30 protein-coding genes are annotated in these 24,514 nt (G+C 46.8%); 24 read left to right on the top strand and 6 right to left on the bottom strand.

Annotated features, from left to right (window positions below; translation table 11 throughout):
* The first annotated feature begins 251 nt into the window (after nt 1–251).
* From rbfA to QUA40_RS01290, 3 genes are all read left to right on the top strand, one after another.
* Nucleotides 252–677: a 30S ribosome-binding factor RbfA gene (gene rbfA / locus QUA40_RS01280; RefSeq protein ID WP_333121142.1), complete on the top strand. Its 426-nt coding sequence runs from the start codon at nt 252–254 to the stop codon at nt 675–677.
* A gap of 68 nt (nt 678–745) precedes the next feature.
* A complete protein-coding gene (locus tag QUA40_RS01285; protein ID WP_333121143.1) occupies nt 746–2,368 on the top strand; it encodes a glycoside hydrolase family 3 N-terminal domain-containing protein in 1,623 nt (540 codons plus the stop codon).
* A gap of 365 nt (nt 2,369–2,733) precedes the next feature.
* The gene (locus QUA40_RS01290) at nt 2,734–2,967 is read left to right on the top strand and encodes a DUF4327 family protein (RefSeq protein WP_333121145.1); all 234 of its coding nucleotides are present in this window, start codon (nt 2,734–2,736) and stop codon (nt 2,965–2,967) included.
* Nucleotides 2,968–3,030: 63 nt separating this feature from the next.
* Here the strand turns inward: QUA40_RS01290 and QUA40_RS01295 are convergent, their stop codons facing one another.
* The 3 genes from QUA40_RS01295 to QUA40_RS01305 all read right to left on the bottom strand — a co-directional run bounded on the left by QUA40_RS01295 (nt 3,031) and on the right by QUA40_RS01305 (nt 5,595).
* The gene (locus QUA40_RS01295) at nt 3,031–3,435 is read right to left on the bottom strand and encodes a hypothetical protein (protein WP_333121147.1); all 405 of its coding nucleotides are present in this window, start codon (nt 3,433–3,435) and stop codon (nt 3,031–3,033) included.
* 406 nt (nt 3,436–3,841) lie between these two features.
* Complete coding sequence (locus QUA40_RS01300; protein ID WP_333121148.1) at nt 3,842–4,975, bottom strand: ABC transporter ATP-binding protein; 1,134 nt, start codon at nt 4,973–4,975, stop codon at nt 3,842–3,844.
* Nucleotides 4,976–5,025: 50 nt separating this feature from the next.
* A complete protein-coding gene (locus QUA40_RS01305) occupies nt 5,026–5,595 on the bottom strand; it encodes an HD domain-containing protein (protein WP_333121149.1) in 570 nt (189 codons plus the stop codon).
* A gap of 145 nt (nt 5,596–5,740) precedes the next feature.
* Between QUA40_RS01305 and QUA40_RS01310 the strand changes: the two genes are divergently transcribed.
* The 5 genes from QUA40_RS01310 (at nt 5,741) to QUA40_RS01330 (ending at nt 13,252) form a co-directional block, all read left to right on the top strand.
* Nucleotides 5,741–6,364: a Uma2 family endonuclease gene (locus QUA40_RS01310; RefSeq protein WP_333121151.1), complete on the top strand. Its 624-nt coding sequence runs from the start codon at nt 5,741–5,743 to the stop codon at nt 6,362–6,364.
* 633 nt (nt 6,365–6,997) lie between these two features.
* The gene (locus QUA40_RS01315; protein WP_333121152.1) at nt 6,998–9,766 is read left to right on the top strand and encodes an ATP-binding protein; all 2,769 of its coding nucleotides are present in this window, start codon (nt 6,998–7,000) and stop codon (nt 9,764–9,766) included.
* A complete protein-coding gene (locus tag QUA40_RS01320; protein ID WP_333121153.1) occupies nt 9,759–11,090 on the top strand; it encodes a response regulator in 1,332 nt (443 codons plus the stop codon). The genes QUA40_RS01315 and QUA40_RS01320 overlap by 8 nt, the downstream gene beginning before the upstream one ends.
* Nucleotides 11,091–11,186: 96 nt before the next feature.
* On the top strand, nt 11,187–12,716 hold the full coding sequence (locus tag QUA40_RS01325) for a thymidylate synthase (protein ID WP_333121155.1): 1,530 nt from the start codon (nt 11,187–11,189) through the stop codon (nt 12,714–12,716).
* On the top strand, nt 12,713–13,252 hold the full coding sequence (locus tag QUA40_RS01330) for a dCMP deaminase family protein (protein WP_333121157.1): 540 nt from the start codon (nt 12,713–12,715) through the stop codon (nt 13,250–13,252). Before QUA40_RS01325 ends, QUA40_RS01330 begins: the two co-directional genes overlap by 4 nt.
* A gap of 241 nt (nt 13,253–13,493) precedes the next feature.
* Here the strand turns inward: QUA40_RS01330 and QUA40_RS01335 are convergent, their stop codons facing one another.
* The 3 genes from QUA40_RS01335 to QUA40_RS01345 form a co-directional block, all read right to left on the bottom strand.
* Nucleotides 13,494–14,000 (bottom strand): salt stress protein, Slr1339 family, encoded by a 507-nt coding sequence (locus QUA40_RS01335; RefSeq protein ID WP_333121159.1) that lies wholly within the window; start codon nt 13,998–14,000, stop codon nt 13,494–13,496.
* Nucleotides 14,001–14,072: 72 nt separating this feature from the next.
* Nucleotides 14,073–14,678, bottom strand: coding sequence for a VWA domain-containing protein (locus QUA40_RS01340; RefSeq protein ID WP_333121161.1), 606 nt, complete (start codon nt 14,676–14,678; stop codon nt 14,073–14,075).
* A 119-nt stretch (nt 14,679–14,797) separates the two neighbouring features.
* The gene (locus QUA40_RS01345; RefSeq protein WP_333121162.1) at nt 14,798–15,274 is read right to left on the bottom strand and encodes an NAD(P)H-quinone oxidoreductase subunit N; all 477 of its coding nucleotides are present in this window, start codon (nt 15,272–15,274) and stop codon (nt 14,798–14,800) included.
* 431 nt (nt 15,275–15,705) lie between these two features.
* Here QUA40_RS01345 and rplC point away from each other — a divergent pair, with 431 nt between their 5' ends.
* The 16 genes from rplC (at nt 15,706) to rplR (ending at nt 24,453) form a co-directional block, all read left to right on the top strand.
* The gene (rplC, locus tag QUA40_RS01350) at nt 15,706–16,341 is read left to right on the top strand and encodes a 50S ribosomal protein L3 (protein WP_333121163.1); all 636 of its coding nucleotides are present in this window, start codon (nt 15,706–15,708) and stop codon (nt 16,339–16,341) included.
* Nucleotides 16,342–16,531: 190 nt separating this feature from the next.
* Nucleotides 16,532–17,164: a 50S ribosomal protein L4 gene (rplD, locus tag QUA40_RS01355; RefSeq protein ID WP_172190394.1), complete on the top strand. Its 633-nt coding sequence runs from the start codon at nt 16,532–16,534 to the stop codon at nt 17,162–17,164.
* Nucleotides 17,157–17,465, top strand: a complete 309-nt coding sequence (locus QUA40_RS01360) for a 50S ribosomal protein L23 (RefSeq protein ID WP_172190395.1) — start codon at nt 17,157–17,159, stop codon at nt 17,463–17,465. Before rplD ends, QUA40_RS01360 begins: the two co-directional genes overlap by 8 nt.
* A gap of 157 nt (nt 17,466–17,622) precedes the next feature.
* A complete protein-coding gene (rplB, locus tag QUA40_RS01365; protein WP_333121164.1) occupies nt 17,623–18,486 on the top strand; it encodes a 50S ribosomal protein L2 in 864 nt (287 codons plus the stop codon).
* A 131-nt stretch (nt 18,487–18,617) separates the two neighbouring features.
* Nucleotides 18,618–18,902 (top strand): 30S ribosomal protein S19, encoded by a 285-nt coding sequence (rpsS, locus tag QUA40_RS01370; RefSeq protein ID WP_333121166.1) that lies wholly within the window; start codon nt 18,618–18,620, stop codon nt 18,900–18,902.
* 97 nt (nt 18,903–18,999) lie between these two features.
* Entirely contained in the window at nt 19,000–19,359 is a 360-nt protein-coding gene (gene rplV / locus QUA40_RS01375; protein WP_190657986.1) for a 50S ribosomal protein L22, read from the top strand.
* 112 nt (nt 19,360–19,471) lie between these two features.
* Complete coding sequence (gene rpsC / locus QUA40_RS01380; protein ID WP_242719701.1) at nt 19,472–20,200, top strand: 30S ribosomal protein S3; 729 nt, start codon at nt 19,472–19,474, stop codon at nt 20,198–20,200.
* A 114-nt stretch (nt 20,201–20,314) separates the two neighbouring features.
* The gene (gene rplP, locus QUA40_RS01385; RefSeq protein WP_333121167.1) at nt 20,315–20,734 is read left to right on the top strand and encodes a 50S ribosomal protein L16; all 420 of its coding nucleotides are present in this window, start codon (nt 20,315–20,317) and stop codon (nt 20,732–20,734) included.
* A 158-nt stretch (nt 20,735–20,892) separates the two neighbouring features.
* A complete protein-coding gene (gene rpmC, locus QUA40_RS01390; protein WP_333121169.1) occupies nt 20,893–21,204 on the top strand; it encodes a 50S ribosomal protein L29 in 312 nt (103 codons plus the stop codon).
* A 37-nt stretch (nt 21,205–21,241) separates the two neighbouring features.
* Nucleotides 21,242–21,490 (top strand): 30S ribosomal protein S17, encoded by a 249-nt coding sequence (gene rpsQ, locus QUA40_RS01395; protein WP_006634992.1) that lies wholly within the window; start codon nt 21,242–21,244, stop codon nt 21,488–21,490.
* A 108-nt stretch (nt 21,491–21,598) separates the two neighbouring features.
* Nucleotides 21,599–21,967, top strand: coding sequence for a 50S ribosomal protein L14 (gene rplN / locus QUA40_RS01400; protein ID WP_172190401.1), 369 nt, complete (start codon nt 21,599–21,601; stop codon nt 21,965–21,967).
* A gap of 1 nt (nt 21,968) precedes the next feature.
* Entirely contained in the window at nt 21,969–22,331 is a 363-nt protein-coding gene (rplX, locus tag QUA40_RS01405; protein ID WP_333121171.1) for a 50S ribosomal protein L24, read from the top strand.
* Nucleotides 22,332–22,444: 113 nt separating this feature from the next.
* Nucleotides 22,445–22,990, top strand: a complete 546-nt coding sequence (gene rplE / locus QUA40_RS01410; RefSeq protein WP_006634989.1) for a 50S ribosomal protein L5 — start codon at nt 22,445–22,447, stop codon at nt 22,988–22,990.
* Nucleotides 22,991–23,012: 22 nt separating this feature from the next.
* Nucleotides 23,013–23,417 carry a 30S ribosomal protein S8 gene (gene rpsH / locus QUA40_RS01415; protein WP_332978141.1) on the top strand — a complete coding sequence of 135 codons (405 nt, stop codon included), beginning with the start codon at nt 23,013–23,015 and terminating at the stop codon, nt 23,415–23,417.
* A gap of 122 nt (nt 23,418–23,539) precedes the next feature.
* Nucleotides 23,540–24,088, top strand: a complete 549-nt coding sequence (gene rplF, locus QUA40_RS01420; protein WP_333074731.1) for a 50S ribosomal protein L6 — start codon at nt 23,540–23,542, stop codon at nt 24,086–24,088.
* A 2-nt stretch (nt 24,089–24,090) separates the two neighbouring features.
* Nucleotides 24,091–24,453 carry a 50S ribosomal protein L18 gene (gene rplR, locus QUA40_RS01425; RefSeq protein ID WP_333121173.1) on the top strand — a complete coding sequence of 121 codons (363 nt, stop codon included), beginning with the start codon at nt 24,091–24,093 and terminating at the stop codon, nt 24,451–24,453.
* The last annotated feature ends 61 nt before the right edge of the window (nt 24,454–24,514 follow it).

Below are 24,514 nucleotides of genomic sequence, written 5' to 3' on the forward strand. Positions count from 1 at the left end.
GTTACTTACCCCTGAAGCATCGGCTACGGTCTTGACAATCCAATCAAACAATTTTTTTCCTCTAAGCTGGATCTCACTCTACCTCTCTATATTAGCTATATCTTCATCTATAGGCAATCAAACATTTTTTGTCCTCTAAGCTGTATCTCACCCCTAACTAGGACGATCGCCCGTAACACCCCTGACCGATCGCGCTACAATTGTCAATCGGGATGAAAATGGCTGATTAGGAAAGTAGAGGAGTAGGTGATATGGCTACAAGTCGTCGCATTGAGCGTGTAGCTTCAATGATTAAACGGGAAGTCAGCCTGATGTTGCTGAATGGAATCAAGGACGACCGGGTAGGTGCCGGTATGGTTAGCGTTACCGATGTAATTGTTTCGGGAGACCTTCAGCATACAAAAATTTTTGTCAGCATCTACGGTACTGATGAGGCAAAGGCTGAGACTATGGAGGGTTTGAAATCTGCAACTAGCTACGTCCGCAACCAGTTGGGCCAACGATTGCAACTGCGCCGGACGCCGGGAGTGATTTTTCTCGAAGACAATTCTTTGGAACGGGGCGATAAAATGTTGATACTGCTGAATCAGCTTTCTGCCGATCGCAAACCAGGTATGTTAGATGACGAAGAATTGGCCGATGGCAATGATGATGATTTAGAAGCATACGAGGATTAGTGTCTGAAGGTAGTCAACAGTCCACAGTCAACAGTCCACAGTCAACAGTCCACAATTTCCCATTACCCATGATTGACAATCTTTCCTTACCAGAACTGGTGGCCCAGATGTTCGTGGTGCGCGCTTCTGGCTGCTTGTTCGACCACCAAATTCGCTATCCCGAATGGGAACCAACTGCCAGCAAACTCCGCTATTATCTGGAAAAGTTGGGCGTCGGCGGGGTGATTTTGGTCGGGGGAAGTGCTGCAGAGTTGGCAGTTCGATCGCAGCAATTGCAGTCTTGGGCTAAGTTTCCGCTACTGCTGGCGGCTGATATTGAGGAAGGTGTCGGCCAGCGGTTCGCGGGGGCAACTTGGTTCGGGCCGCCGATGGCGATTGCCGAAGTGGCGCGGCAGGATGCAGGTAAAGCCGATCGATATGCTGAACAAATGGGCGCGGTGACTGCGATCGAAGCTAGGGCGATCGGTCTAAATTGGATTCTCGCACCAGTAGTTGATGTTAACAACAATCCCGACAATCCTGTGATTAACGTCCGCGCTTTTGGCGAGACACCGGAAATTGTCGGGAAATTAGCCGCTGCTTTTATCCGCGGCGCAGGCGAACACCCGGTTTTGACTACAGCTAAGCATTTTCCCGGTCACGGGGACACTGCGGTTGATTCTCACTTGGAATTGCCGGTTTTGCCACATTCGCCAGCGAGATTAGCCCAGGTTGAGTTACCTTCTTTTGTCGAGGCGATGGCTGCTGGGGTCGATGCTGTGATGAGTGCTCACTTGCTGATTCCGGCTTGGGATGCGGAGTTTCCTGCTACTCTTTCTCGCAAAATTTTGATTGGGAAGCTGCGAGAAGAGTTGGGATTTGAAGGTTTGATTGTGACGGATGCTTTGGTGATGGGTGCGATCGCCAATAAGTATGGCGCTAATGAAGCTGCTGTTTTGGCTGCTGAGGCTGGTGCTGATGTTTTGCTGATGCCCCTTGACCCGGAAGCGGCGATTCTCGCAGTCTGCGAAGCTGTCACTCAAGGCCGGATTGATATATCACAGATCAAGGAATCTGTCAAGCGAATTTGGTCGGCTAAAGCTAAAGTCGGTTTGTCAGTAAAGGAAAAGGAAAAAGCAGTAGATTCAACCTCGATCGAGTTGATCGACTTAAGTTTGCTGGCAAATCCCAAGGCAAGGTCAACTGCTGCCGATATTTTGCGAGATTCTTTGAAATTTGGAGGTTCTCTGCCTTTAATGGCGAAAAAAAACCCAGAAAACCAGCTTTTGCGGAATTTGATTATTGTAGATGATGTTTTGGGGTGCGAGTTTTTGGGCAACCACACTCCGGCGATCGCGCTTCCCGAACAGTTTGGTTACGAATTGCAACTGATTGACGACCGCACAGCGGCGATCGCTGATAATACAGGTGCAGAGGATTTTTCTCCGACACTGCTGCAAATTTTCATTCGCGGCAATTGCTTCCGAGGCAGTGCTGGTTTGACCGAAGCAGCTCAAGATTGGTTTAAGAAATTATTAAAAACGGGAGAACTGCAAGCTGTGTTAATTTACGGCAGTCCCTACGTTTTAGAGCAATTTTTGCCACACTTGCCTCCGACTATTCCTTATGTATTTTGTTTTGGGCAGATGCCTGCAGCGCAATCTCTCGTTCTAGAAGTGCTATTCGGCATAGACGGAACTGGTAATGCTTGAGTGGCCAGACTTCTGAATCTTTCCTTTGCTGCTTGCGGGGTTAGGAGTTAAATTTATCAACCCGGTTTCTCACGAGAAATTCTGCCTTTGGTGGCGAAGTATCCAGAAACCGGGAATTGGACGCGGGTTCCTAAGTTCTAAATTGAGTTTTCCAGCAGATCCGCCTGCTTGTCGGGAAAATTTGCTGCTTCTCCAGATCCTAAGACAGATCCCATCACTTATTGATAATTCGTATAATTTATTTTTATTTACGGCAGTGAATTGTATAGCTGTATACGGACAAAATTTAACTTACATATTCGTAAGTTTGGACTATATTATTACCAGGGCCATAAAATTTTTTAGTAAAACATTGAGGGCGCATTATGATTCAGTCCACTATTCCCCAAATCCAATACTCTTTAGATGTGATCCAAGATGAAGCGCGTCACCTTGTCCACGAGGGCGTGCTGAGCCGCCAACAGCCTATCTACACGCTGTGCCAATTCATCCCACCCCGGGAATGGGCTTGTGTAGAGTGCGAATTAGAAAAATGCGACTTTTTGCTGCGCGATCGCATCGCCGACCTGATCGGTTCTGAAAAATGGGACAATGACTAAAGTTTGGTTCTCTTAAATTAAGTTGGCAAGTAAACTCCGGCTGTGTTAAAGACTCTTGATTCTTTAATGCTGGGAATTTTCGGCGCGCAAATTTTCCAACTCGGCCCTCAGCGCTGCCATGTGTGCAGTTAATTCTTGAATCTCTAGCTTTACGTTAGGCTGTACAACCGAATCGGGAGGGGCATCAGTCGCTGCATCTGATTGCTTGGGCGAGACAGATTCCCTGTCTGCATTCTCCCGATCGCCCGGTTGAGAAAAAATAGTATCTACAAAATTCCGAGCTTCTCGATCGGTCATTTCTCCTTTTTCCAGCAGCTCATCGGCTAGCTGGCCAAAATCTGACTTCAGTTTGTCAAGATTTTCTTCTCGCTTCAGAGGATCTTGCAATGTCTCAATTAAAAAGGAAGTTGCACCTAAAGTTAGGTGAAATCCTGTTTGCAGCATTTGAGGCAGGTTGTCGGGATTCATCTAAAAATGCCGCTAGAACGTTTTTCTGAGTTTTTGGTTCGCTAGTTGCTGAAAAGTGGTGGGCTTGCCACTTCTTAGCGGGAAGATGCTAATTTGTTGATGGCGATCGCCCCGAATCGGAAAGCTCAGCTTTTGGGGGGGACGCTTTTCTGTTGTTTCAATAATGGTATCATTACTTCGTAATTTTATAAATGTCAAGTGTAAACTTTTGTAACTAAGAATTCAGACATCCCCACTGGAACGATCAGTCTATCAGAACTTACCGACGGGGGGGAGAAACCCGGTTTCTACGAAAAATTTGCGAACAGGAACGAGAAATACAGGAAGAAACCGGGTTTCTGAGGTCAGCGTGCATCACTCCTATCTATTTAAGATTTGAGATTGGGAGATTTTAGGTTCAATCTAGTTAAGGATACAGCGCCTCACCGGTGGAGGGGTCAAATATAAATAGCCGATCGAAGTCAAGCTGTACCGTCAGTCGATCGCCCGATCGCAAGCGAACACTCGCAGGTATTTGTAACTGTACAGTAGTTTCAGCACTCAACAAAGGCAAACTCGCCCGGATTAAAGTTTCTCGCCCCAGAGGTTCCACTACTTTTACCTCTACATCCAGAGGGACTTTTTCTAATGCCCAAACATCCGTTTTCAAAGCATCATCTTCTACTGTTTGTGGGGTAAACATTTCTATATTTTCTGGACGGATGCCCAAATCAAATCCTTGTCCTTCTCTCGCCTGCAATTTTTTCTGAATCGAGGGCGGACAGGCTAAATGTTGATTTCCCACTTGAAAGGATTCGTTAGTATAAATAGCCGACAAAATGTTCATGGCGGGATTGCCTAAAAATGTTGCCACCATGCGGTTAGCGGGTTTCGCATAAATGCTTTGCGGGTCTCCTATTTGTTGAATTTTTCCCCCATTTAAGACTACAATTTTATCAGCTAAAGTCATCGCTTCCACTTGGTCGTGAGTGACGTAAACGGTGGTAATTCCCAGCCGTTGATGCAGTTGTTTGAGTTCTGCTCTAGTGTCGTCTCGCAGTTGAGCATCGAGGTTAGAAAGCGGTTCATCTAAAAGAAATACTTTCGGTTCGCGGGCGATCGCCCTTCCGAGTGCTACACGCTGCTGCTGTCCGCCTGATAGCTGTTTGGGCTTACGCTTGAGGAGGTGGTCGATCGAGAGCGATCGGGCTACTGTTTCAACTCGTTCTTGAATTTTAGTCGGGTCAACATTCCGCATCCGCAATCCAAAAGCCAGATTTTCCGCGACAGTCATGTGCGGGTAAAGCGCGTAATTTTGAAATACCATTGCTACATCCCGCTGTCTAGCAGGAATGTTGTTAACTAAATTATCTCCGATGTAAAGATTGCCGGAAGTTGCTGTTTCTAAACCTGCAATTGTCCGCATAATTGTCGATTTCCCGCAGCCGGAAGGCCCGACTAACACCCAAAATTCCCCGTCCGGGATTTTGAAGCTGATGTTTTCGATTGCAGTGACGTTTTGGTAGCGTCTGGTAATATTTTCTAAGCGAACATTTGCCATTTTGTGACTGTAATTGGTAATTGATAATTAGTGATTTTTACCTTCAGTCTTCAGCCTTCAGAAAACTGTTCCAATTCTAAAACTGTGCGGTCTAATTCTTCAACTAGAGGCGTTGATTCAGCTTGGCGGAATGCTTCTACTAAAGAACGATAATACCAGAGAGAACCGTCTTTGCCACCTTTGAAGCGTTCCCAAACACAGTCGCCCAATTGACGGGAATCTTTCAGGATCGATCGAACATTATAAAGTTTATCAGCAGCCGAGACTAATCTTACTGAGGCAGAAGCTGTAGAAATGCGATCGATATAAGCTTGTTTTCGCTGTCGCCAAGGGGGTTTCGGCGTCTCGTCACTGTCGGTACAGCCGTCTACAATCGCTGTGACTGTATCGCCAAAGCGGCGGCGGATGGCTTCGCGGGTGGTGGCGCCGCCTTGATCTTCGATCGCATCATGAAGCAAAGCTGCGATCGCCTCATCTTCATTTGCCCCATATTCTAAAGCTATACTAGCAGTGCCCAACAAATGGGCAATGTAGGGAACGCCGGAACCTTTGCGAACTTGGGTAGCGTGCAATTCCGTGGCATAGGTGAGGGCTTCAGAAAAACGGTTTGAGAGAATCATGAAAGTCACCTTTCTTAATTGCTATGATATATAAATTGTCGGGCTAAGTTGCAAAGACAAAATCTACAAATTTCCCTAAGATCATAAAGATGCGATCGAGAGCGATCGCTTGTAAACTTATAATCGTTAAACAGAGGTTGCGAGCATGACAGCTACTATACTTATACCAAAAAATGCCGACCAAAACTCAGAGCCAGAATTACCGCAAAAATCAGAAAATATAGCAGAAATCCCGCCAGAGTCTGAGCCTAAAAAAGTCATATCTCTGGAAGAATTTTTAGTCAGACCTGCTGATAGAATGGAATGGGTTGACGGCAACTTAGTGGAGAAAACAGGAATGACATTCAAGCACAGTCTAGCTCAATCTAAATTAGCGCGTTACTGGGGCAATTACAAAGACTCCAGCGGACAGGGAGGAGAAGTTCTCACCGAAATACTTTGCCGCACTAGCAAGCAGGGTCGCCGTCCCGATGTTGCTTACATTACTCCTGAACTGCTGCCACAATCCGGCAATTTTACAGCATTTTCCCAAAGTTTTCCTTTGATAGCAGAAGTTGCTTCCCCCGAAGATAGCGGCGAAGATTTATTTGCGAAAGGTCAGGAATATGTGGAATCGGGATGTTTAGAAGTGTGGTTGCTATTTCCTGAAGCTAGATTAATATTTGTGAATGCAGGGCAACGCTGGCGGTTGTTTAATGCGGATGAAGTTGTTAACACTCAAAGTGTGCTTGCAGGTTTTAGCGTAGCCGTCAGTGAATTGTTGGCTTGAGGAATTTGTTAAAATAATTTATTAAAACAATAAAAAGAGAAACTCCCGGTGAGAAACTTTAGCTTAAGACGGGGTTTAATAAGAATGTGGGAACGATCAAATCGAGTTTAAGATCGACCTACAGGTAAGTTTGAAGTATTGATACAGTTAACATCTGATTAGGGGACTGCGGCTTAGACTGAAAAGGACTGACCCTAAAGGGTAAGTAGATTTCTCCCACGACTAGAAGCCCAGGGCTTTATCTGCGATTTTCTATAAGCGGTAGTCTGCGAGGGGAATGGGGTTGAGAGATTTTTGGTGGAGTGCGTGCGATCGCCTTTAAATTTGAGCCAGAACGATCGCCCGATCTACTAAAAATCACACTCCGCTAATAGATCGCCCGCCGATCCCAGTCTCCGGGCCACTCCACCAACCAACGGCACATCAACCAACTCAGCGATAGCTGCACTTCCGTGGACAATAGAAAACCACTCGCAACTTACTAATGCGATTGCTTGTTGGAGGTACAAGATTAATTGTTAGCGTCGGTGTGTAGCCAGGAATTTAAACGCTTTGAAAGCTCTACCAAGGTGGATTGAACATCAACCTAGCAATTCCTCAAGTCTATTTTCCATACAAGCCACTAGCATTTCTATGTCAAACTCATCCGTGAATCTATTTAAACCTAAGCGCAAACTTTCCCTGCGATCGCTCTTGATTGTCCCGTTTGTATTACAAATCTTCGTAGCAGTTGGACTAACGGGATATATTTCCCTGCGGAATGGACAGAAGGCAGTTAATGATGTTGCCAGTCAGTTACGAAAAGAGATGAGCGATCGCCTCAACCTGCAAGTTCTGAACTATTTGGAAAAACCTTATATTGCCGGACAAGTGATCGTAGCTGCCGCCCAAGAGGGTCAGCTTGATTTAACAGATTTCACCAAACTGGAACGAACTTTGTGGCGGTTAGTCAGCCAAAATACCCTCGAAGACGTGCAAATTGGTTTAGAGGATGGCACGAATATTGCTTTAGATACAACAATCAATGACGGCATCGTTTCTCGCCTCAGTGACAAAGCACGTCTACCTCAACGCCAATTCTACAAACTTGATAATCGAGGTCAACGGGTCGCACTGCTCAAAACTCAGGCAGAGTTTGACCCCCGGACTCGACCCTGGTATAAAGTTGCACTGAAAGCCGGAAAACCAGCCTGGACATCTGTTCCCTACGTTAGCAGTTCGTATCAATCGGCTACCATGGCTCTATCCCAGCCGATTTACAATCGCGATGGAACGTTACTAGGGGTGCAAAAAAGTACCTTTCGGCTGGACAAGATTCATCGTTTTCTGAGCGAGTTGAAGGTGGGTCAAACGGGACAAACGTTTATCGTAGATCGATCGGGCAATCTGATTGCCAGTTCAAAGATCGGTCAGCCTTACATTCTGGATCTTAAAAATGAAGAGTTGCAACAAATTCCTGCCGTCAAGTCTGAAAGTTCTGTAATTCGTGCCACAGCGCAAGCTATCCTCGATCAATTTGGCAACTTCAACGCTATTCAACAGAGTCAACAGCTTGATTTTCTGCTGGCAAATCAGCATCTGTTCGTTCAAGTTTCAGCCATTCGAGACGAACGCGGCATTGACTGGTTGAGCGTTGTTGTAGTGCCTGAATCAGATTTCATGGCACAAATCAATGCCAATACTCGCACCACAATTTTGCTGTGTTTAGGGGCTTTGGTGGTAACGACTATACTGGGTCTTTTTACTTCGCGTTGGATTACCAAACCGATTTTGCAGCTACAAAAAGCCAGTCAGGCGATTAGTTCGGGACAGTTGGATCAAACACTTCAGGTGCAAGGTATTAGTGAATTAGAATCGCTGGCAGATTCCTTTAATCAGATGGCGGGTCAACTCAAAACCTCCTTTGTCCAACTGGAAAGCCGGGTTGAGGAACGCACCGCAGAACTGAAAGAAGCAAAACAGGTAGCCGATAGCGCGAACCAAGCAAAAAGCGAATTTCTCGCCAACATGAGCCACGAACTCCGCACACCCCTCAACGGCATTCTGGGCTATGCTCAAATCCTCAACCGATCCAAAGCGTTGCCAGCAAAAGAACGTCATGGGGTAGAAGTCATTTACCAGTGCGGTTCTCATTTGCTGACCCTGATTAACGATGTGTTGGACTTGTCCAAAATTGAAGCCGGCAAACTAGAACTCGCACCTAAAGCAATTCACTTTCCCTCATTCGTCCAAGGTGTCGCTGAAATCTGTCGCATTCGTGCCGACCAAAAAGGCATTGACTTCTTTTACAATCCCGATCCGCAGTTGCCTGAAGGGATTTTTGCGGATGAAAAACGGCTGCGTCAGGTGTTACTCAACTTGGTGGGAAATGCGATTAAATTCACCGACAAAGGTTCTGTCACGCTCAAGGTTGCGGTAGTTGAGAAGAATCCCAATCCGTCCACTCGCTGGGTCAAATTTCAAATTGAAGATACAGGCGTAGGAATTGCGCCCGAGCACTTGGATAAAATTTTCCAGGCTTTTGAACAAGTGGGCGATCGCCAGCGCCAAGCCGAGGGCACGGGTTTAGGATTGGCGATCAGCCAAAGGATTGTCCAACTTATGAACGGACAAATCCAAGTTAAAAGCCAACCCGAAGTCGGCAGTGAATTCTTTTTTGAGGTGGAACTGGCGATCGCCGCAGATTGGGCCGAGCAAAACTCCATCACAACTGGAAAACAAATTATTGGTTACGAAGGACAACGACGCAGCATTCTGGTGGTAGACGATCGTTGGGAAAACCGAGCCGTTCTCGTCAACTTGTTAGAGCCACTCGGATTCCAACTGACTGAGGCAGAAAATGGACAAGCAGGATTGGAAAAAATACGACAGTCTCAACCTGACTTACTGATTACAGACTTGGCGATGCCAGTTATGGATGGCTTTGAACTGCTCAAACAAATTCGCAGTGCAAAGGATTTGCAACCGCAGAAGATCATTGTCTCTTCCGCATCAGTATCACAAGCCTATCGACAGATGAGTTTAGATGCAGGGGCAAATGATTTCTTAGCAAAGCCAGTGGAAATCAGTGAATTATTTAACCTCTTAGCCACTCATTTAGAATTAAAATGGAAATATGAAATTACAGCCTCCAACGAGTCTGGTTCATCCATTCCAACGACTGCATTAGAAAATCCAGAAGGGAGTATTATTCCTTCCCCCGTTGAGTTAAAGACCTTACTAGAAATGGCACAAAAAGGCAACTTAAAACGGCTACGATCGCACACAGAGCAGATTGCTGGCTCTAACCCTGGCTACGCAGATTTTACCTCACAAATTATTCGACTGGCCAAGCAATTTAAAGCCGAAGAAATTGAAGAGTTGCTACAACAACACCTCACAGAGAAGAAAGCCGATGTCTAGTCCTGAATTAATTCTGGTGGTGGATGATACCCCTGCGAATTTAGAAGTGGTTTGTGAAACTTTAAGTGATGCGGGGTACGAAGTAGCAACCGCAATCAACGGCGATCGCGCTCTTAAGAGAGTCCAAGCTTATCCTCCTGATCTGATCTTGCTCGATGTTCAAATGCCCGGAATTGACGGCTTTGAAACCTGCCAACGTCTGAAGGCCGATCCGAAAACAGCCAGTATTCCCATCATTTTTATGACCGCTCTCTCCGATGCCGACAGTAAGGAGAAAGGATTTGTCCTGGGTGCTGTGGACTACATCACCAAACCATTTCAAGAAAAGGAGATGCTAGCACGGGTGAAAACTCATTTGCAGCTACGACAGTTAACTAAAAATCTCGAACAGCGTGTAGCTGATCAAACGGCTGATTTAGAAGCAGCACTTACACAACTGCAACAGTCTCAGATTCATTTAGTACAGACAGAAAAAATGTCGGCTTTGGGCAATTTAGTCGCGGGTGTCGCGCACGAAATTAATAACCCGCTTTGCTTTATTGCTGGCAATCTGAAACCCGCTCAGGACTATATTAAAGACCTCTTTAAACTAATTGAGTTATACCAAAAAGAACTACCTTATCCAAGTGCCTCACTACAGGAATTCGTGGAGGAAATAGATTTAGAATATTTACAAGAGGATTTACCCAAGTTAATAGATTCGATGCAAGAAGGAGTCGATCGCATTTGCACAATCAGCATTAGTTTAAGAACCTTCTCGCGTTCTGATTGCGATCGTCCTATTCATTACAATATCCACGACGGCATTGACAGCACAATCTTGATACTCAAACATCGCCTCAAAGCAAACGAATGTCGCCCGGAAATTCAAGTCATCACAGATTATGGCGATTTGCCACAGGTAGAATGCTTTGCCGGACAGTTAAATCAGGTATTTATGAATCTGCTGGCAAATGCGATCGAGGCCCTTGAGGAATCAAATCAAGGACGCAGTTTTGCTCAGATCAAAGCTAACCCCAACCAGATTACTGTCAAAACTCAATTGTCGGAATCTCAGGCAGTGATCCGAATTCAGGATAATGGGATTGGCATGACGGATGCGGTGAAGCCAAAAATTTTTGAGCATCTGTTTACCACCAAAGGCGTGGGGCAAGGAACAGGGCTAGGATTGGCGATCGCTCGTCAAATTGTAGTCCAGAAACACTCTGGATCTCTAGAAGTCAACTCAACTTTAGGTCAAGGTACAGAGTTTGTGATTTCAATTCCGGTGAAGGATCTCGCTGTAAAAGACATTCAGGCAACGATCTGCGTGGACGCAGCATAACAAATCATTGCAGCGGCGGCTTAAAGATGATTAATCCCCTCTTCAAACCCTCCAAACTATTGATATAGTAGTACGCGGTGCAAAAAACGGTAAACCATGACAGCCACAAATCTCGTCAATAAATTTGAGTACAAACCCCTATACAAACCGAATCAATTAATTTGCGGAACGGGGCAAACAGCCATTGTCAGCGGCTGGACAGTCAAAAGTGCGATCGGCAAACATTTACAACCCAACGAATTTGCTGCGATCGGACAACTATACTCTCCTACTCGCGGCATCAACTTCTTAATTAGAAACTTGCTGTGCAATCCCCACGTCCGCTTTTTAGTAATTCTCAACGCTACCAAAGAAGACAGCAACTCGGGTGCGGCAGCGTGCTTGCTCGACTTTTTTCGCAACGGCTTTGAAGCCGGCAAAAGCGATACTGGCAGAGATTGCTGGCTAATTAAATCTTCAATTTTTGGCTACATTGATATTGAAATAGCAGCAGAAGCCTTAGAACTATTGCGTCATTCAATAGAATGCAAAGAAGCCCAAAACATAGCCGATACAGTGACATTTGTCAAGTCTTTTTCCGCAAAAAAATCTGTGGAACCTTGGGGAGAACCCGTAACATTTCCGCTAGTCGAAATCGTCCCGACGGTACTCCCCGGTCAGAAATACGGACACAGAATCGAAGGCAAAACGATCGCCGAAACTTGGGTAAAAATAATCCACCGAATTAAGACCACCGGCACCTTGCGGCCGACTGGTTACGACGGACAATGGCAAGAATTAATCGACTTAATGGCAGTGATTACAGATGAACCTGCGGAGTTCTATTTTCCCGAACCGAATTACTTACCAATCGACCGCGATTTCCTCGAACAGTACAAACCGCAAATGCTCGAAGATGCCCCGTATAACGAAGGCATTAAATATACCTACGCACAGCGGATGAGGTCGTGGTTTGGCCGGGATCAAATTGAAGAAGTTATTGCCAAATTAATTAAGGAAATTGACGCGGCAAGTGCTGTAATTAGTTTGTGGGATGCGGGCGGAAATATTAACAGAAGACCTGACGGTTCCTCCGACCACCAGCACAGCGGCAGTCCTTGTTTAAATCACATTTGGGTGCGAGTTGTAGACGGTGAAATATCGCTAACTGCTACTCTCCGCAGCAACGATATGTTTGCGGCTTGGCCGGCAAATGCAATGGGTTTGCGGGCTTTGCAGCAGCACATTCGAGATGAAATTGCGAGGCGTTCCGATTATAATTTGACAATGGGCCCGTTGGTAACGCTGAGTCAATCGGCTCACTTGTATGACGATACCTTTGAAAATGCCGATCGACTAATTCAAACCCAATATGCTAAAATCTGCGAAGATCGAGACTTTTTCGATGCAGCAGGCAATTTTTTAGTTGAATTAGCCGACAATCAGATAGTTGTCACGCAAACCACCCCGGGCAGCGGCGAAGTGGTCACCTGTTATTCTGGAAAAAACCCTCTCAAGTTAGTGCGAGAAATTTGTGCGGCTTCCCCGGCTATCAAAGGCGAGCATATTGGTTATTTGGGAATAGAATTGCAGAAGGCTGCCGAGTGTCTGAAAACGAGCAAGCAATACATCCAGGATAGACGATGAATTTAGAAGAAGAAAGACCGACTTGGGACGAATACTTCTTAATGTTAGCAAAATTGGCCGCTACTCGATCGACTTGTCTGGCTTTTCCTGTAGGCGCGGTGATAGCTAAAAACAGGCAAGTTTTAGCAACGGGTTACAACGGTTCGCCGTCAGGTTCGGCACACTGTACTACTCAAGGCTTCTGCTATCCTGGTTTGAGTAGTTGCGACGCCAGTAAAACTTTGCCATCAAGGGCGGTTCACGCGGAAGCAAATGCGATCGCCAAAGCTGCTAAACACGGTATATCTACTGCTGGGGCTAGTATTTACGTCACTTTAGAACCCTGCATCTATTGTTTGAAATTAGTCATTGCCGCTGGAATTAGAGAAGTGTTTTACGAAACGAGTTTTAACAGTGGAGAAAAAGCTGCTTTGAGAGATACTTTTATCAGTGAAGGTATTGTTGAGTTAAAACAAATTCAGTTATCTGAAGATACAGCACAAAAGGCGGCTTTATTTTTGTTGAGTCCTACATCTGTGTCCAAAAATTTAGTATAGGAGCAATCCTCCCCGTGGTTGTCGCAACCACAGGAAATAACTGTGCTGTGTTCCTATAAATGATATTTATTTGCTGGCCATTTGTAGGGATACGGCATTGCCGTATCCTAAATCCCGCGTGATACAAATGATATTTATTTTACGCTTTGTAAAGACACAGCAATGCCGTGTCCTTACAACAAATAGTGATGGTAATTAACCAAAAAACGGCATTACAAATTGTGAATACTGTGTAGTTTGCTCAATCAAACTCCTTCACAGCTTGCAAATAGTCGATCGCCGCATCTATCCTCGAAGAATACCTAAAAGCAAACTGATCGAACCAATATCCCTCATCGGAATTTTTATCCAACTTTTTCAGCCAAACCTGAGCTTGCCTAACTTTCTGTCTGTGCGTTTGTACGTCCAACTGCAGCCCCGCGACTTTTTCTGCTGGCTGCGGTTCCAGTGAAGCCACTTCCTGAGCTTTATTTTGTGCTTCGTGCTCAGCCTTAAGCGGTTTCAGTGCAGCTACTTCCTGAGCTTTATTTTGCGCTTCGTACTCAGCCTTAATTTGAGCTAAATCCTTATCCAAAGAACCAGCATACAAATTTATATCTGATGTTTTAAATGTTTGATTTGACGGCACTGCTGCTTGTGGCAAAGGCGCTTGTGCTTGCACCGACGGCTGAGTTTTCAACTCAGCATTTTTTTGAGATGCTTGATACTCTGCCTTAAGTTCACCTAACAGGCGCTCGATCGATTCCATAACTTAAACCCCCTAAAAAATGCTGCTGGGCTAACTGGCCCAAATATAATCGCGTGAACTTCGCCCGCCTCCTCAATCAGTTATTGCATTCAGCAATACCTCTGTCAGGGTCATTCCTTCAATATCATCCATCGTCACAGTATCAACGATATCGAATTTAGCCCCGGCACTTTGCAGTTCGTCATCCAATATTTTGAGAAACTTAGTAGCTTCCGGCGCATTCCCTACTTGAATGAAAGAAATCGCCAGCTCTTCATCTCGATCAAGCTTCCGCGAAGCCTCTATGATAGTTTTCATCACTTCTTTGCGATCGTCCGGTTCCCCGTCCGTCACCACTAATATTGTTTCCCCATTTTGCTTGGTCTTACCGGATGCTTTGCGCTGAAAATAACTGTTCAGAGCGTCTTGCAGAACAGCAGCTAAATTCGTAGTTCCCGAAGGTTCGTTTTCTTGGAAAATTTGCACGACTTTAGCTGATGTTACGTTGTCATAGCGCTTGAAGCGACCGGAAAACACATAAACTGTTATGCCATCAGGATCAAGTTCTTCGCATTTATTCGCCAATGCGATCGTCGATTCTTGCATGAGCGCCCACCGACTTTTACCGCCCATCTGGTCTTTTGTGTACATACTGCCGCTTTTGTCAATAATCATGGTATAATCGCGGTTCTGAAGCATAAGATTTTTCCTGTTAATTAAGTTTTTCCCAAAAATATCAAAACCAGCGAGCAGAAGCTGTTGAGCTTTAGTTGCTCGCTGCGTTTTTTTAGTTGATTTGCGATCGCAAATACCGGAATTTAAGCTGCAACTAAAGCATCTTTAAGTGGCTTCCAGCTAAAAGCTCGATCGCCCCCCATCTCCACTGCTATTTTAACTCGCGGTTCTAACGTCGGCAAAACAGTCAAATACTCAATCTCCTGACTCGACAAAATCTGCCCTTCAATAATCCACAGCACCAGTCCTTTTGCTTTCGGCCGCAAATTGTCTAATTGAGTTTGCAACATCGGCGGCACATAGTACGTATAACCCACAGCCCCTTCATTGCCAGTAGTTTTCTTGCCCAAATGCGGCGGCCGCACCCCATGAACCCCCGTCAAATACATCGCCAAATCGCCCAAACCCCGTGCCGAAATCGTGTACGCACCGTAGCCCGCAGCCCTCAGCCTGCGGAGGTAGCGCCCCTCAAATCCTCCCTCTAAAGGAACGTACAGGGCCAGCGACCCCGACTTTTCCAAATCCCGAATCAGATCAGATCCCGTCGTAATCAGTCCCATAAATTTGTGTTTCCTGCTGTATCAAAATTTGGTCGATCGCTGCTTGCGAGCTGGAAATATTATAAATGCTAAAGTTGAGGCGAAAAATTCTCATCGCGGCCTTGACAAACGGCAAACACTTCATGTACTATTGTGAATTGTCGCCGTAAAGGATACTGAGTGGTTTTATGCTCAAGTCCTGGCACAAACAAGCAAGACCGAGACAAAACTCGGAGATCGAACAGGTGAAAAGCCTCGAATCTCAAACCTTGCAAGACTTCCACAAGCTCGCTCCCAAATTTAAAACTCAAATTTTAAACACCGAGGAAGGCTGTTGGTTGATAACAGTTAATTGCAGGAACACTGAAATAAATGTTTCTGCACAAGAGCAAGCGGATTGACGTAAATTTCGCAATCCGAAACCTCTTGCGTAAATAAAAGGAAAAAAATCCGTGTCTGTAGGCATTCTTGGCACTAAACTAGGCATGACTCAAGTGTTTGACGCCGAAGGGAGAGCCATCCCCGTCACCGTCATACAAGCAGGGCCTTGTACAGTAACTCAAATCAAAACAAAACAAACTGACGGCTACGGTGCCGTTCAAGTTGGATACAACGAAGTCAAACCAAAGGCTCTCAACAAGCCAGAACTAGGACACCTTGCCAAGTCGGGGGCGAATCCACTGCGCCACTTGCAGGAATACCGATTGGAAGACACCAGTTCATTTGAATTAGGTCAACAACTAAAAGCAGATACTTTTACACCGGGACAAATAGTAGATGTCATCGGTACCAGCATCGGTAAAGGTTTTGCAGGTTTTCAAAAGCGCCACAACTTTAAACGAGGCCCCATGTCTCACGGTTCCAAGAACCACCGCGAGCCTGGATCAATCGGGCCTGGAACTACTCCCGGTCGCGTTTATCCCGGTAAAAAAATGGCGGGACGTATGGGCAACGTTCAAGTCACCGTCCGCAAACTAACAATTGTCCGGGTGGATACAGAGCAGAATTTACTGCTAATTAAGGGAGCAGTTCCCGGCAAAGCTGGCGCCTTAGTCAATGTTGTGCCTGAGAAAAAAGTAGGACGTTAGTCAGTAGTCATTAGTCAGTAGTCAGCAGTCAGTAGATAGTGGTTGGCCGTTAGTAGCAAGCAATAACTAAGAACTAAAAGCTGAAAACTAAGAGCTGAAAACTAAGACCTGAGAACAGACAACAGACGACAGACAACAGACAACAGACAACTAACAACAGACAACTAACAACAGACAAAGGACAAAAGATATGGTTAACTGTGTAGTGCGAAATTGGCAAGGCGAAGAAGTTGGGGAAACAACTTTAGAACTGCGCGTAGCCAAAGAAGAAAATGCGTCTCACATCGTTCACAGAGCATTGACGCGGCAACTGAATAACGCCCGTCAAGGAAATGCTTGCACCAAAACTCGATCGGAAGTCAGAGGCGGTGGCCGCAAACCCTGGCGTCAAAAAGGCACAGGCCGAGCCAGAGCAGGTTCTATCCGTTCTCCGCTGTGGCGGGGCGGCGGTGTCATCTTCGGGCCAAAACCGAGAGACTTTGAAGTCAAAATGAACAAAAAGGAACGCCGTCTCGCTTTGCGGACAGCATTCCAAAGTCGCACCGAAGACATCATTGTGGTTGAAGAATTTGCAGAGCAATTTCCGAGACCGAAAAGCAAAGAATTGCTGAGTGCGATCGCCCGCTGGGGCATCGAACCCGATACAAAAGTTCTGTTAATCTTGCCAGAACCACAACTAAACGTCTACTTGTCAGGACGCAACATCGAATTAGTAAACGTCATTTTGGCAACGTCCCTGAATGTTTACGACGTTCTCGCCGCTGACAAAATTATCGTTACCTCTACAGCCATAGCTAAAATTCAGGAGATTTACGGTGAGTAAAATCGACCCCCGCGACTACGCAGATTTGATCCAGCGTCCGATTCTCACCGAGAAAGCTACCCGAATGATGGAATTAAATCAATTCACATTCGACGTAGCCCCCAAAGCGACCAAGCCTCAAATTAAAGCTGCAATCGAAGAGCTATTTAAGGTTAAAGTCACCGCAGTCAACACCCAAAACCCGCCGCGTAAAAAGCGTCGAGTTGGCAAATTCGTCGGCTTTAAACCTTGTTACAAGCGAGCAACCGTAACTCTGACCGACGGAGACTCCATCCGCAAACTCCTATTCCCAGAAGTTTAGCCAATTTTGGATTTTAGATTTTAGATTTTAGATTGCGGTTAACGGGTGAAAATAGCAAACCCAGAAAGCTAGCAAGTTAACTGATAATCCCAAATCTAAAATCCAAAACCGCCAAGTCCAAAATCCCAAATCTAAAATCTAAAATCTAAAATCGATTATGGGCATCCGTTCTTACCGACCTTATACCTCCAGCACCCGGGAACAGACCGTCTCGGACTTTGCTGAAATTACCAGATCAGAGCCAGAAAAGTCTCTAACCAGCAACAAGCACACCAAACAAGGCCGCAACAACCGAGGCGTCATCACTTGTCGCCACCGGGGAGGCGGTCACAAACGGCTGTATAGAGACATCGACTTCCGCCGCGACAAACACAGCATTCCCGCTACCGTCAAGGCGATCGAATACGACCCCAATCGCAACGCCCGCATCGCCCTCGTGTTCTACAAAGACGGCGAAAAACGGTACATCCTGCACCCGCTCAACTTAAACGTCGGTACAGTTATTGTCTCAGGCCCCGACGCGCCGATCGAAATCGGCAACGCCCTACCCCTGAAGAACATTCCCCTCGGTACCAGCATTCACAACGTCGAGCTAGTACCCGGAAAAGGCGGACAAATAGTCCGTTCCGCAGGCTCCAGCGCTCAGCTAATGGCAAAAGAAGGTAGCTACGTCACCCTCAAACTGCCATCCGGCGAACAGCGCAAAGTCCGCGCCGACTGCTACGCCACCATCGGTCAAGTCGGCAACACAGACGCCAGAAACCTCAGCCTCGGTAAAGCCGGCCGCACCCGCTGGAAAGGTCGCAGACCCACCGTTCGCGGTAGCGTCATGAACCCGGTAGACCACCCGCACGGCGGTGGCGAAGGCAGAGCTCCTATTGGGCGTCCGGGGCCTATGACTCCTTGGGGTAAACCAGCATTGGGTGCCAAAACTCGACGCAAAAACAAGCGCAGCGACGCTTTAATCGTCCGGCGCCGCCGCAAATCTTCCAAGCGTGGCAAGGGCGGCAGACAAAGTTAAGGAAGAAGGAAGAAGGAAGAAGGAGGAAGGAAGAAGAAAGAAGGAACAACAAAAAAGTTTTCCGCGCTCTTTTATTCCTCCGACTTTCTTCCCAATTCAATTCCAACTGCTAATTACTAATTACCAAAATCATGTCTCGATCGCTAAAAAAAGGCCCGTTTGTCGCAGATCATCTGATGACAAAAATAGAAAAACTCAACGCCGCCGGCCAAAAACAAGTAATTAAAACTTGGTCGCGCTCTTCCACAATCCTGCCCCAAATGGTAGGGCACACAATCGCCGTTCACAACGGCAGACAGCACGTACCCGTCTACCTCACAGACCAAATGGTCGGTCACAAACTAGGAGAATTCTCCCCCACTCGCACCTTTAGAGGTCACGCTAAAAGTGGTGACAGAAAGACAAGTAAAAAATAGCCTAATTAGGTGACAGGTAATAGGTGTTCGGAAAAACTTTTTCCCAATTACCAATTACCTTTTCCCCAATTACCAACTACCAATTACCCAAATCGAAATGGCTATAGATACCACATCCGAAATTAAGGCGATCGCCCGTTACATCCGGACATCGCCCTTCAAAGTGCGCCGAGTCCTCGACCAAATTCGCGGCAAAAGCTACCAAGAAGCGCTGATTTTACTCGAATTCATGCCCTACCGCGCCTGCGAACCAATCGTCAAAGTTTTGAGATCGGCAGTAGCCAACGCCGAACACAACGCAGGATTGGATAAATCCAAGCTGGTAGTTTCTCAAGCTTACGCAGACCAAGGCCCAGTCCTCAAACGCTTTAGACCCCGCGCTCAAGGTCGTGCCTACCAAATCCGCAAGCCAACTTGTCACATTACCGTAGTAGTAGCTCCGCTCGTAGAAAACTAAACCAGGGAAAATGTAATAGGTAATAAACAGCTTAAAGTTGAAAAAAATGGGTAATCACCAATTACCAATTACCAATTACCATTACCAATTACCAATTAACTCATCAACTATTATGGGCCAAAAAATACATCCAATTGGTTTTCGCCTCGGCATTACCCAAGAGCACCGCTCTCGCTGGTTTGCTGATCCCAAAAACTATCCCGAACTCTTGCAAGAAGACTATAAAATTCGCAAGTACGTTCGCAAAACCCTCAGCAATGCAGGCATTTCCTCGGTCAGAATTGAACGGAAAGCCGATCAAATCGACCTAGAAGTGTTCACAGCCAGACCAGGCGTTGTCGTAGGCCGCGGCGGAGCAGGCATCGAAACCTTGCGCGTCGGTTTGCAGCAGCAACTCGGTAGCAACCGCCAAATCCGCATCAACGTCGTGGAAGTCCAGCGAGTAGACGCCGATGCCACACTGATCGCGGAATACATCGCTCAGCAACTAGAACGGCGCGTATCCTTCCGCCGAGTCGTCCGCCAAGCAATCACCCGCGCCCAAAAAGTCGGCATCCAAGGCATCAAAATTCAAGTCAGCGGACGCCTCAACGGCGCAGAAATCGCCCGTACCGAATGGACACGCGAAGGAAGAGTCCCGTTGCACACGCTGCGGGCCGACATCGACTACTCCTACTGCACTGCTCAAACCATCTACGGTATTCTCGGCATTAAAGTTTGGGTTTTCAAAGGCGAAATTATTCCCGGACAAGAACAAGAAGCTGCACCAAATGCAGCAGTACCCCGGACTAAACAAAAGCGCCGTCGCCAGAACTTTGAAGATCGATCGAACGAAGGCTAACTAATTGTTAACTGTTAGTTGTCACTTGTTAAGTGTCAGTTGTTCCAAACCAATTAGCAATTAGCAATTACCAACTACCAATTACCAATTACCAATTACCCAACTCCCAAAGCCATGTTAAGCCCTAAAAGAACAAAATTCCGCAAACAACAGCGCGGGCGAATGAGCGGTATTGCCACCCGCGGCAACACAGTTAGCTTTGGCGACTTCGCGCTCCAAGCCATCGAACCCGCCTGGATCACTTCCCGCCAAATAGAAGCCGGACGCCGCGCCATGACTCGCTATATCCGCCGGGGCGGCAAAATCTGGATTCGCATTTTTCCCGACAAACCAGTCACCCAGCGCGCCGCAGAAACCCGGATGGGTTCTGGTAAAGGCTCACCTGAGTTTTGGGTTGCCGTCGTCAAACCCGGCCGGGTAATGTTTGAAATTGGCGGCGTAAGTGAAGAAACTGCCCGCGAAGCAATGCGTTTGGCATCTTTCAAATTACCAATTAAAACCAAGTTCATCACCCGCGAAGAAGACCAGTCATAGCGATAATCGAAGGTAGAAGTAGGTCGGCATTGGTCAAAATTTTAAACGGCTACAGCAATTTAAAATCGGTCATTCATAACTTTTCTTTCCTTCGACATTCAGCATCTAGACAATTCGGTCTTCTGTCATACCGAGAGCTAACGAGAAAGCACACAATTATGTCTTTGACCAAGATTAAAGAAGCTAGAGAATTAAGCGATGCTGCTGTAGCAGAGCAAATTTTAGCCGTCAAGCGCCAACTAATGGAATTGCGGCTCCAGCAAGCTACCGGCCGCATGGAAAAGCCTCACCTGTTCAAGCACGCCAAACACCGGCTAGCTCAATTGATGACAGTTGAACGCGAGCGCCAAATCGCTGCTGAGAAAGAAGCTGCAGAAAAATTAGCCGCATCTAAACAGGTAGCAAACCCTGCTGCAACCGCAGCAGTCAGCCAAGAGTCAGAAGCAGCAGAGCCGACGATCGCACAGTAGCTAAAAAAAGTCAATTGCACAACAAAAATAGGTAGCTATGGCAATTAAAGAACGAGTTGGCGTAGTAGTCAGCGACAAGATGGATAAAACCGTCGTGGTAGCAATCGAAAACCGCTCCTCCCACACCAAATACGGCAAAATCGTAGTCCGCACCAAGCGGTACAAAGCTCACGACGAAGAAAATCAGTGCAAATCGGGCGATCGCGTCCGCATCACTGAAACTCGCCCTTTGAGCAAAACCAAACGCTGGACGGTTGCTGAGATTTTCGGGACAAAAAACGGCTAACAGTTAATTGCGACATCGCGATCTCCCGATCAAAAATTAACCATCAACTAGCAGTCAACAGTCAACAGTCAACAGTTAACACTCAACAGTTAACACTCAACAATCACCATGATTCAACCCCAGACATACCTCAATGTCGCCGACAATAGCGGAGCCCGCAAACTGATGTGCATCCGCGTATTGGGAGGCGGCAACCGTCGCTACGGCGGAGTCGGCGATGTCATCATTGCCGTCGTCAAAGACGCCATCCCCAATATGGCCGTCAAAAAATCAGATGTCGTCCGGGCTGTCATTGTCAGAACCCGCAAAGGCCTGCGCCGCGACAGCGGCATGAGCATTCGTTTTGACGATAACGCCGCCGTTATTATCAACGTAGACGGTAATCCCAGAGGCACTCGTGTTTTCGGGCCCGTCGCCCGCGAATTGCGCGACAAAAACTTTACTAAAATCGTTTCCTTAGCCCCGGAGGTACTTTAAAATGTACGGAAAAAAGGGTAAACCAACTAGCGAACTGCAGCGCTACAGAATGCACGTCAAAGCAGGCGATACCGTGCAAATAATTACTGGCAAAGAGAAAGGAAAAGTCGGAGAAATCTTAAAGACATATCCTAAAGTCAGCAAAGTAATTGTTAAAGGTGTAAACATCAGAACCAAGCACGTCAAGCCCCAGCAAGAGGGAGAGTCCGGGAAAATACTCACGTTTGAGGCTCCCATTCACAGCTCAAATGTCATGCACTATTCCGAAAAAGAGAAAATAGCCAGCCGCGTTTGCTATACATTTAGCGAAGACGGCCGCAAACTCCGACAGCTCAAAAAAACAGGAGAAATCCTCGATAATTAGTCATTAGTCATTAGTCATTAACTGACAACTGTCAACTGACAACCGTCAACTGACAACTGACAAAGAACAATTCCCTGACCAAGCCCAGGGACAGTTAACGAAACACAAAAACTATGCCGGACAAACTCAAGGTTCTTTATCAAGGAAAAATCGTTCCCACACTGATGGATCAGTTTAAATATACTAATATCCATCAGGTTCCCAAACTCGTCAAAGTCACAGTGAACCGCGGTTTGGGAGAAGCATCTCAAAACGCTAAGGCACTGGATTCGTCGATTAACGAAATTGGCATCATCACCGGGCAAAAACCAGTGGTGACGCGGGCGAAAAAAGCGATCGCAGGCTTCAAAATCCGCAAAGGAGTACCCGTCGGCGTTATGGTGACGCTGCGCGGCGATCGTATGTACGATTTTCTCGATCGGCTGATCAACCTCGCACTCCCCCGCATCCGCGACTTCCGCGGCATCAGCCCCAAAAGCTTCGACGGTCGTGGTAACTACAGCTTGGGTCTGAGAGAACAGCTAATTTTTCCAGAAATAGAATATGACCGCATCGATCAAATTCGAGGCATGGACATTTCAATTATCACCACAGCAAACACCGACGAAGAAGGACGCGCCTTGCTTAAAGAAATGGGAATGCCGTTCCGGGACAACTAAGCACTAGAGTAAGAAGCAAAAGATGGCAGCTAACGATACCATAGCAGATATGTTGACGCGCATTCGCAATTCTTGCATGGCGCGCCACCAAACAACGCAAATTCCAGCTACAAAAATGACCCGCAGCATCGCCCAAGTCCTCAAAAGTGAAGGCTTTATCAGCGAATTTGAAGAAGCAGAACCAGAAGGGATTAAGCGACATTTAGTGCTTTCTCTAAAGTACAAAGGTAAAACTCGCAAGCCTATTATCACGGCACTTAAGCGAGTCAGCAAACCAGGACTGCGCGTTTACTCGAACCGTAAAGAATTGCCCAGAGTATTAGGCGGAATTGGCATTGCCATTATTTCCACCTCCAGCGGCATTATGACCGATCGAGAAGCTCGACGCCAAGGTTTGGGCGGTGAAGTGCTTTGTTATGTTTGGTAGTCATTAGTCATTAGTCATTAGTCGCTGGTCGTTGGCAACAGACTCCAAAATCAATCACTAAGGACTAATAACTCAAGACTAATAATCAAGGACTAATAACTAAAAACAAAGGACAAAAAACTATGTCGCGAATTGGCAAGCGTCCGATTAGCATTCCCACTAAAGTCACCATCACCCTAGACGGTCAAAAAGTAGCCGTCAAAGGCCCTAAAGGTGAACTTTCCCGAGTAATCCCAGCGGAAATCCTCATGGGAATTGAAGGCGAGACTTTACTCGTTACCCGCCGAGACGAATCTCGCGTCGCCAGACAACTGCACGGCTTGTGCCGCACCCTAGTCGCCAACATGGTCGAAGGTGTATCCCAAGGTTTTCAGCGGCGTCTCGAAATTATCGGTACAGGTTATCGGGCACAGGTTCAAGGACGGAACCTGATTTTAAACGTCGGTTACAGCAAACCCGTTGAAATGCCCCCTCCAGAAGGCATCACAATGGCAGTTGAAGGCAACACCAACGTCATTGTCTCCGGCATTGACAAAGAACTCGTAGGCAACACAGCAGCCCGCATCCGCGCGGTGCGTCCGCCTGAAGTCTACAAGGGCAAAGGCATTCGCTACAGCGGCGAAGTCGTCCGGCGCAAAGCTGGTAAAACAGGCAAAACAGGTAAGAAGTAACAATGAAGCTTACTCGCAAAGAATCAGTCCAGCGCAGACACCGCCGTGTTCGGCGCAAGGTGTTCGGCACCGCCGAACGTCCCAGACTCGCGGTATTTCGCTCGGATCAGCACATCTACGCTCAAGTAATCGACGACACGGCACAGCACACTTTGGCTGCTGCGTCAACCCTTGATCCCGAATTGAAGTCAAATCTCAGTTCTGGCGGCAACTGCTCCGCGAGCGTGCAAGTCGGTCAGTTGATTGCCAAACGCTGTTCCAGCGCTGGCATAGTCAAAGTCGTATTCGATCGCGGGGGCAACCTCTATCACGGTCGTGTCAAAGCCCTCGCAGAAGCAGCTCGCGAAGCCGGGTTAGACTTTTAGAGGGGGTAATGGGTAGCGGGTAATGAGTAATTAAAAAGTAAAAAGTTGAAAGTTGAAAGTT

The sequence above is a fragment of the Microcoleus sp. Pol11C3 genome (assembly GCF_036701485.1).
Classification (GTDB): domain Bacteria; phylum Cyanobacteriota; class Cyanobacteriia; order Cyanobacteriales; family Microcoleaceae; genus Microcoleus.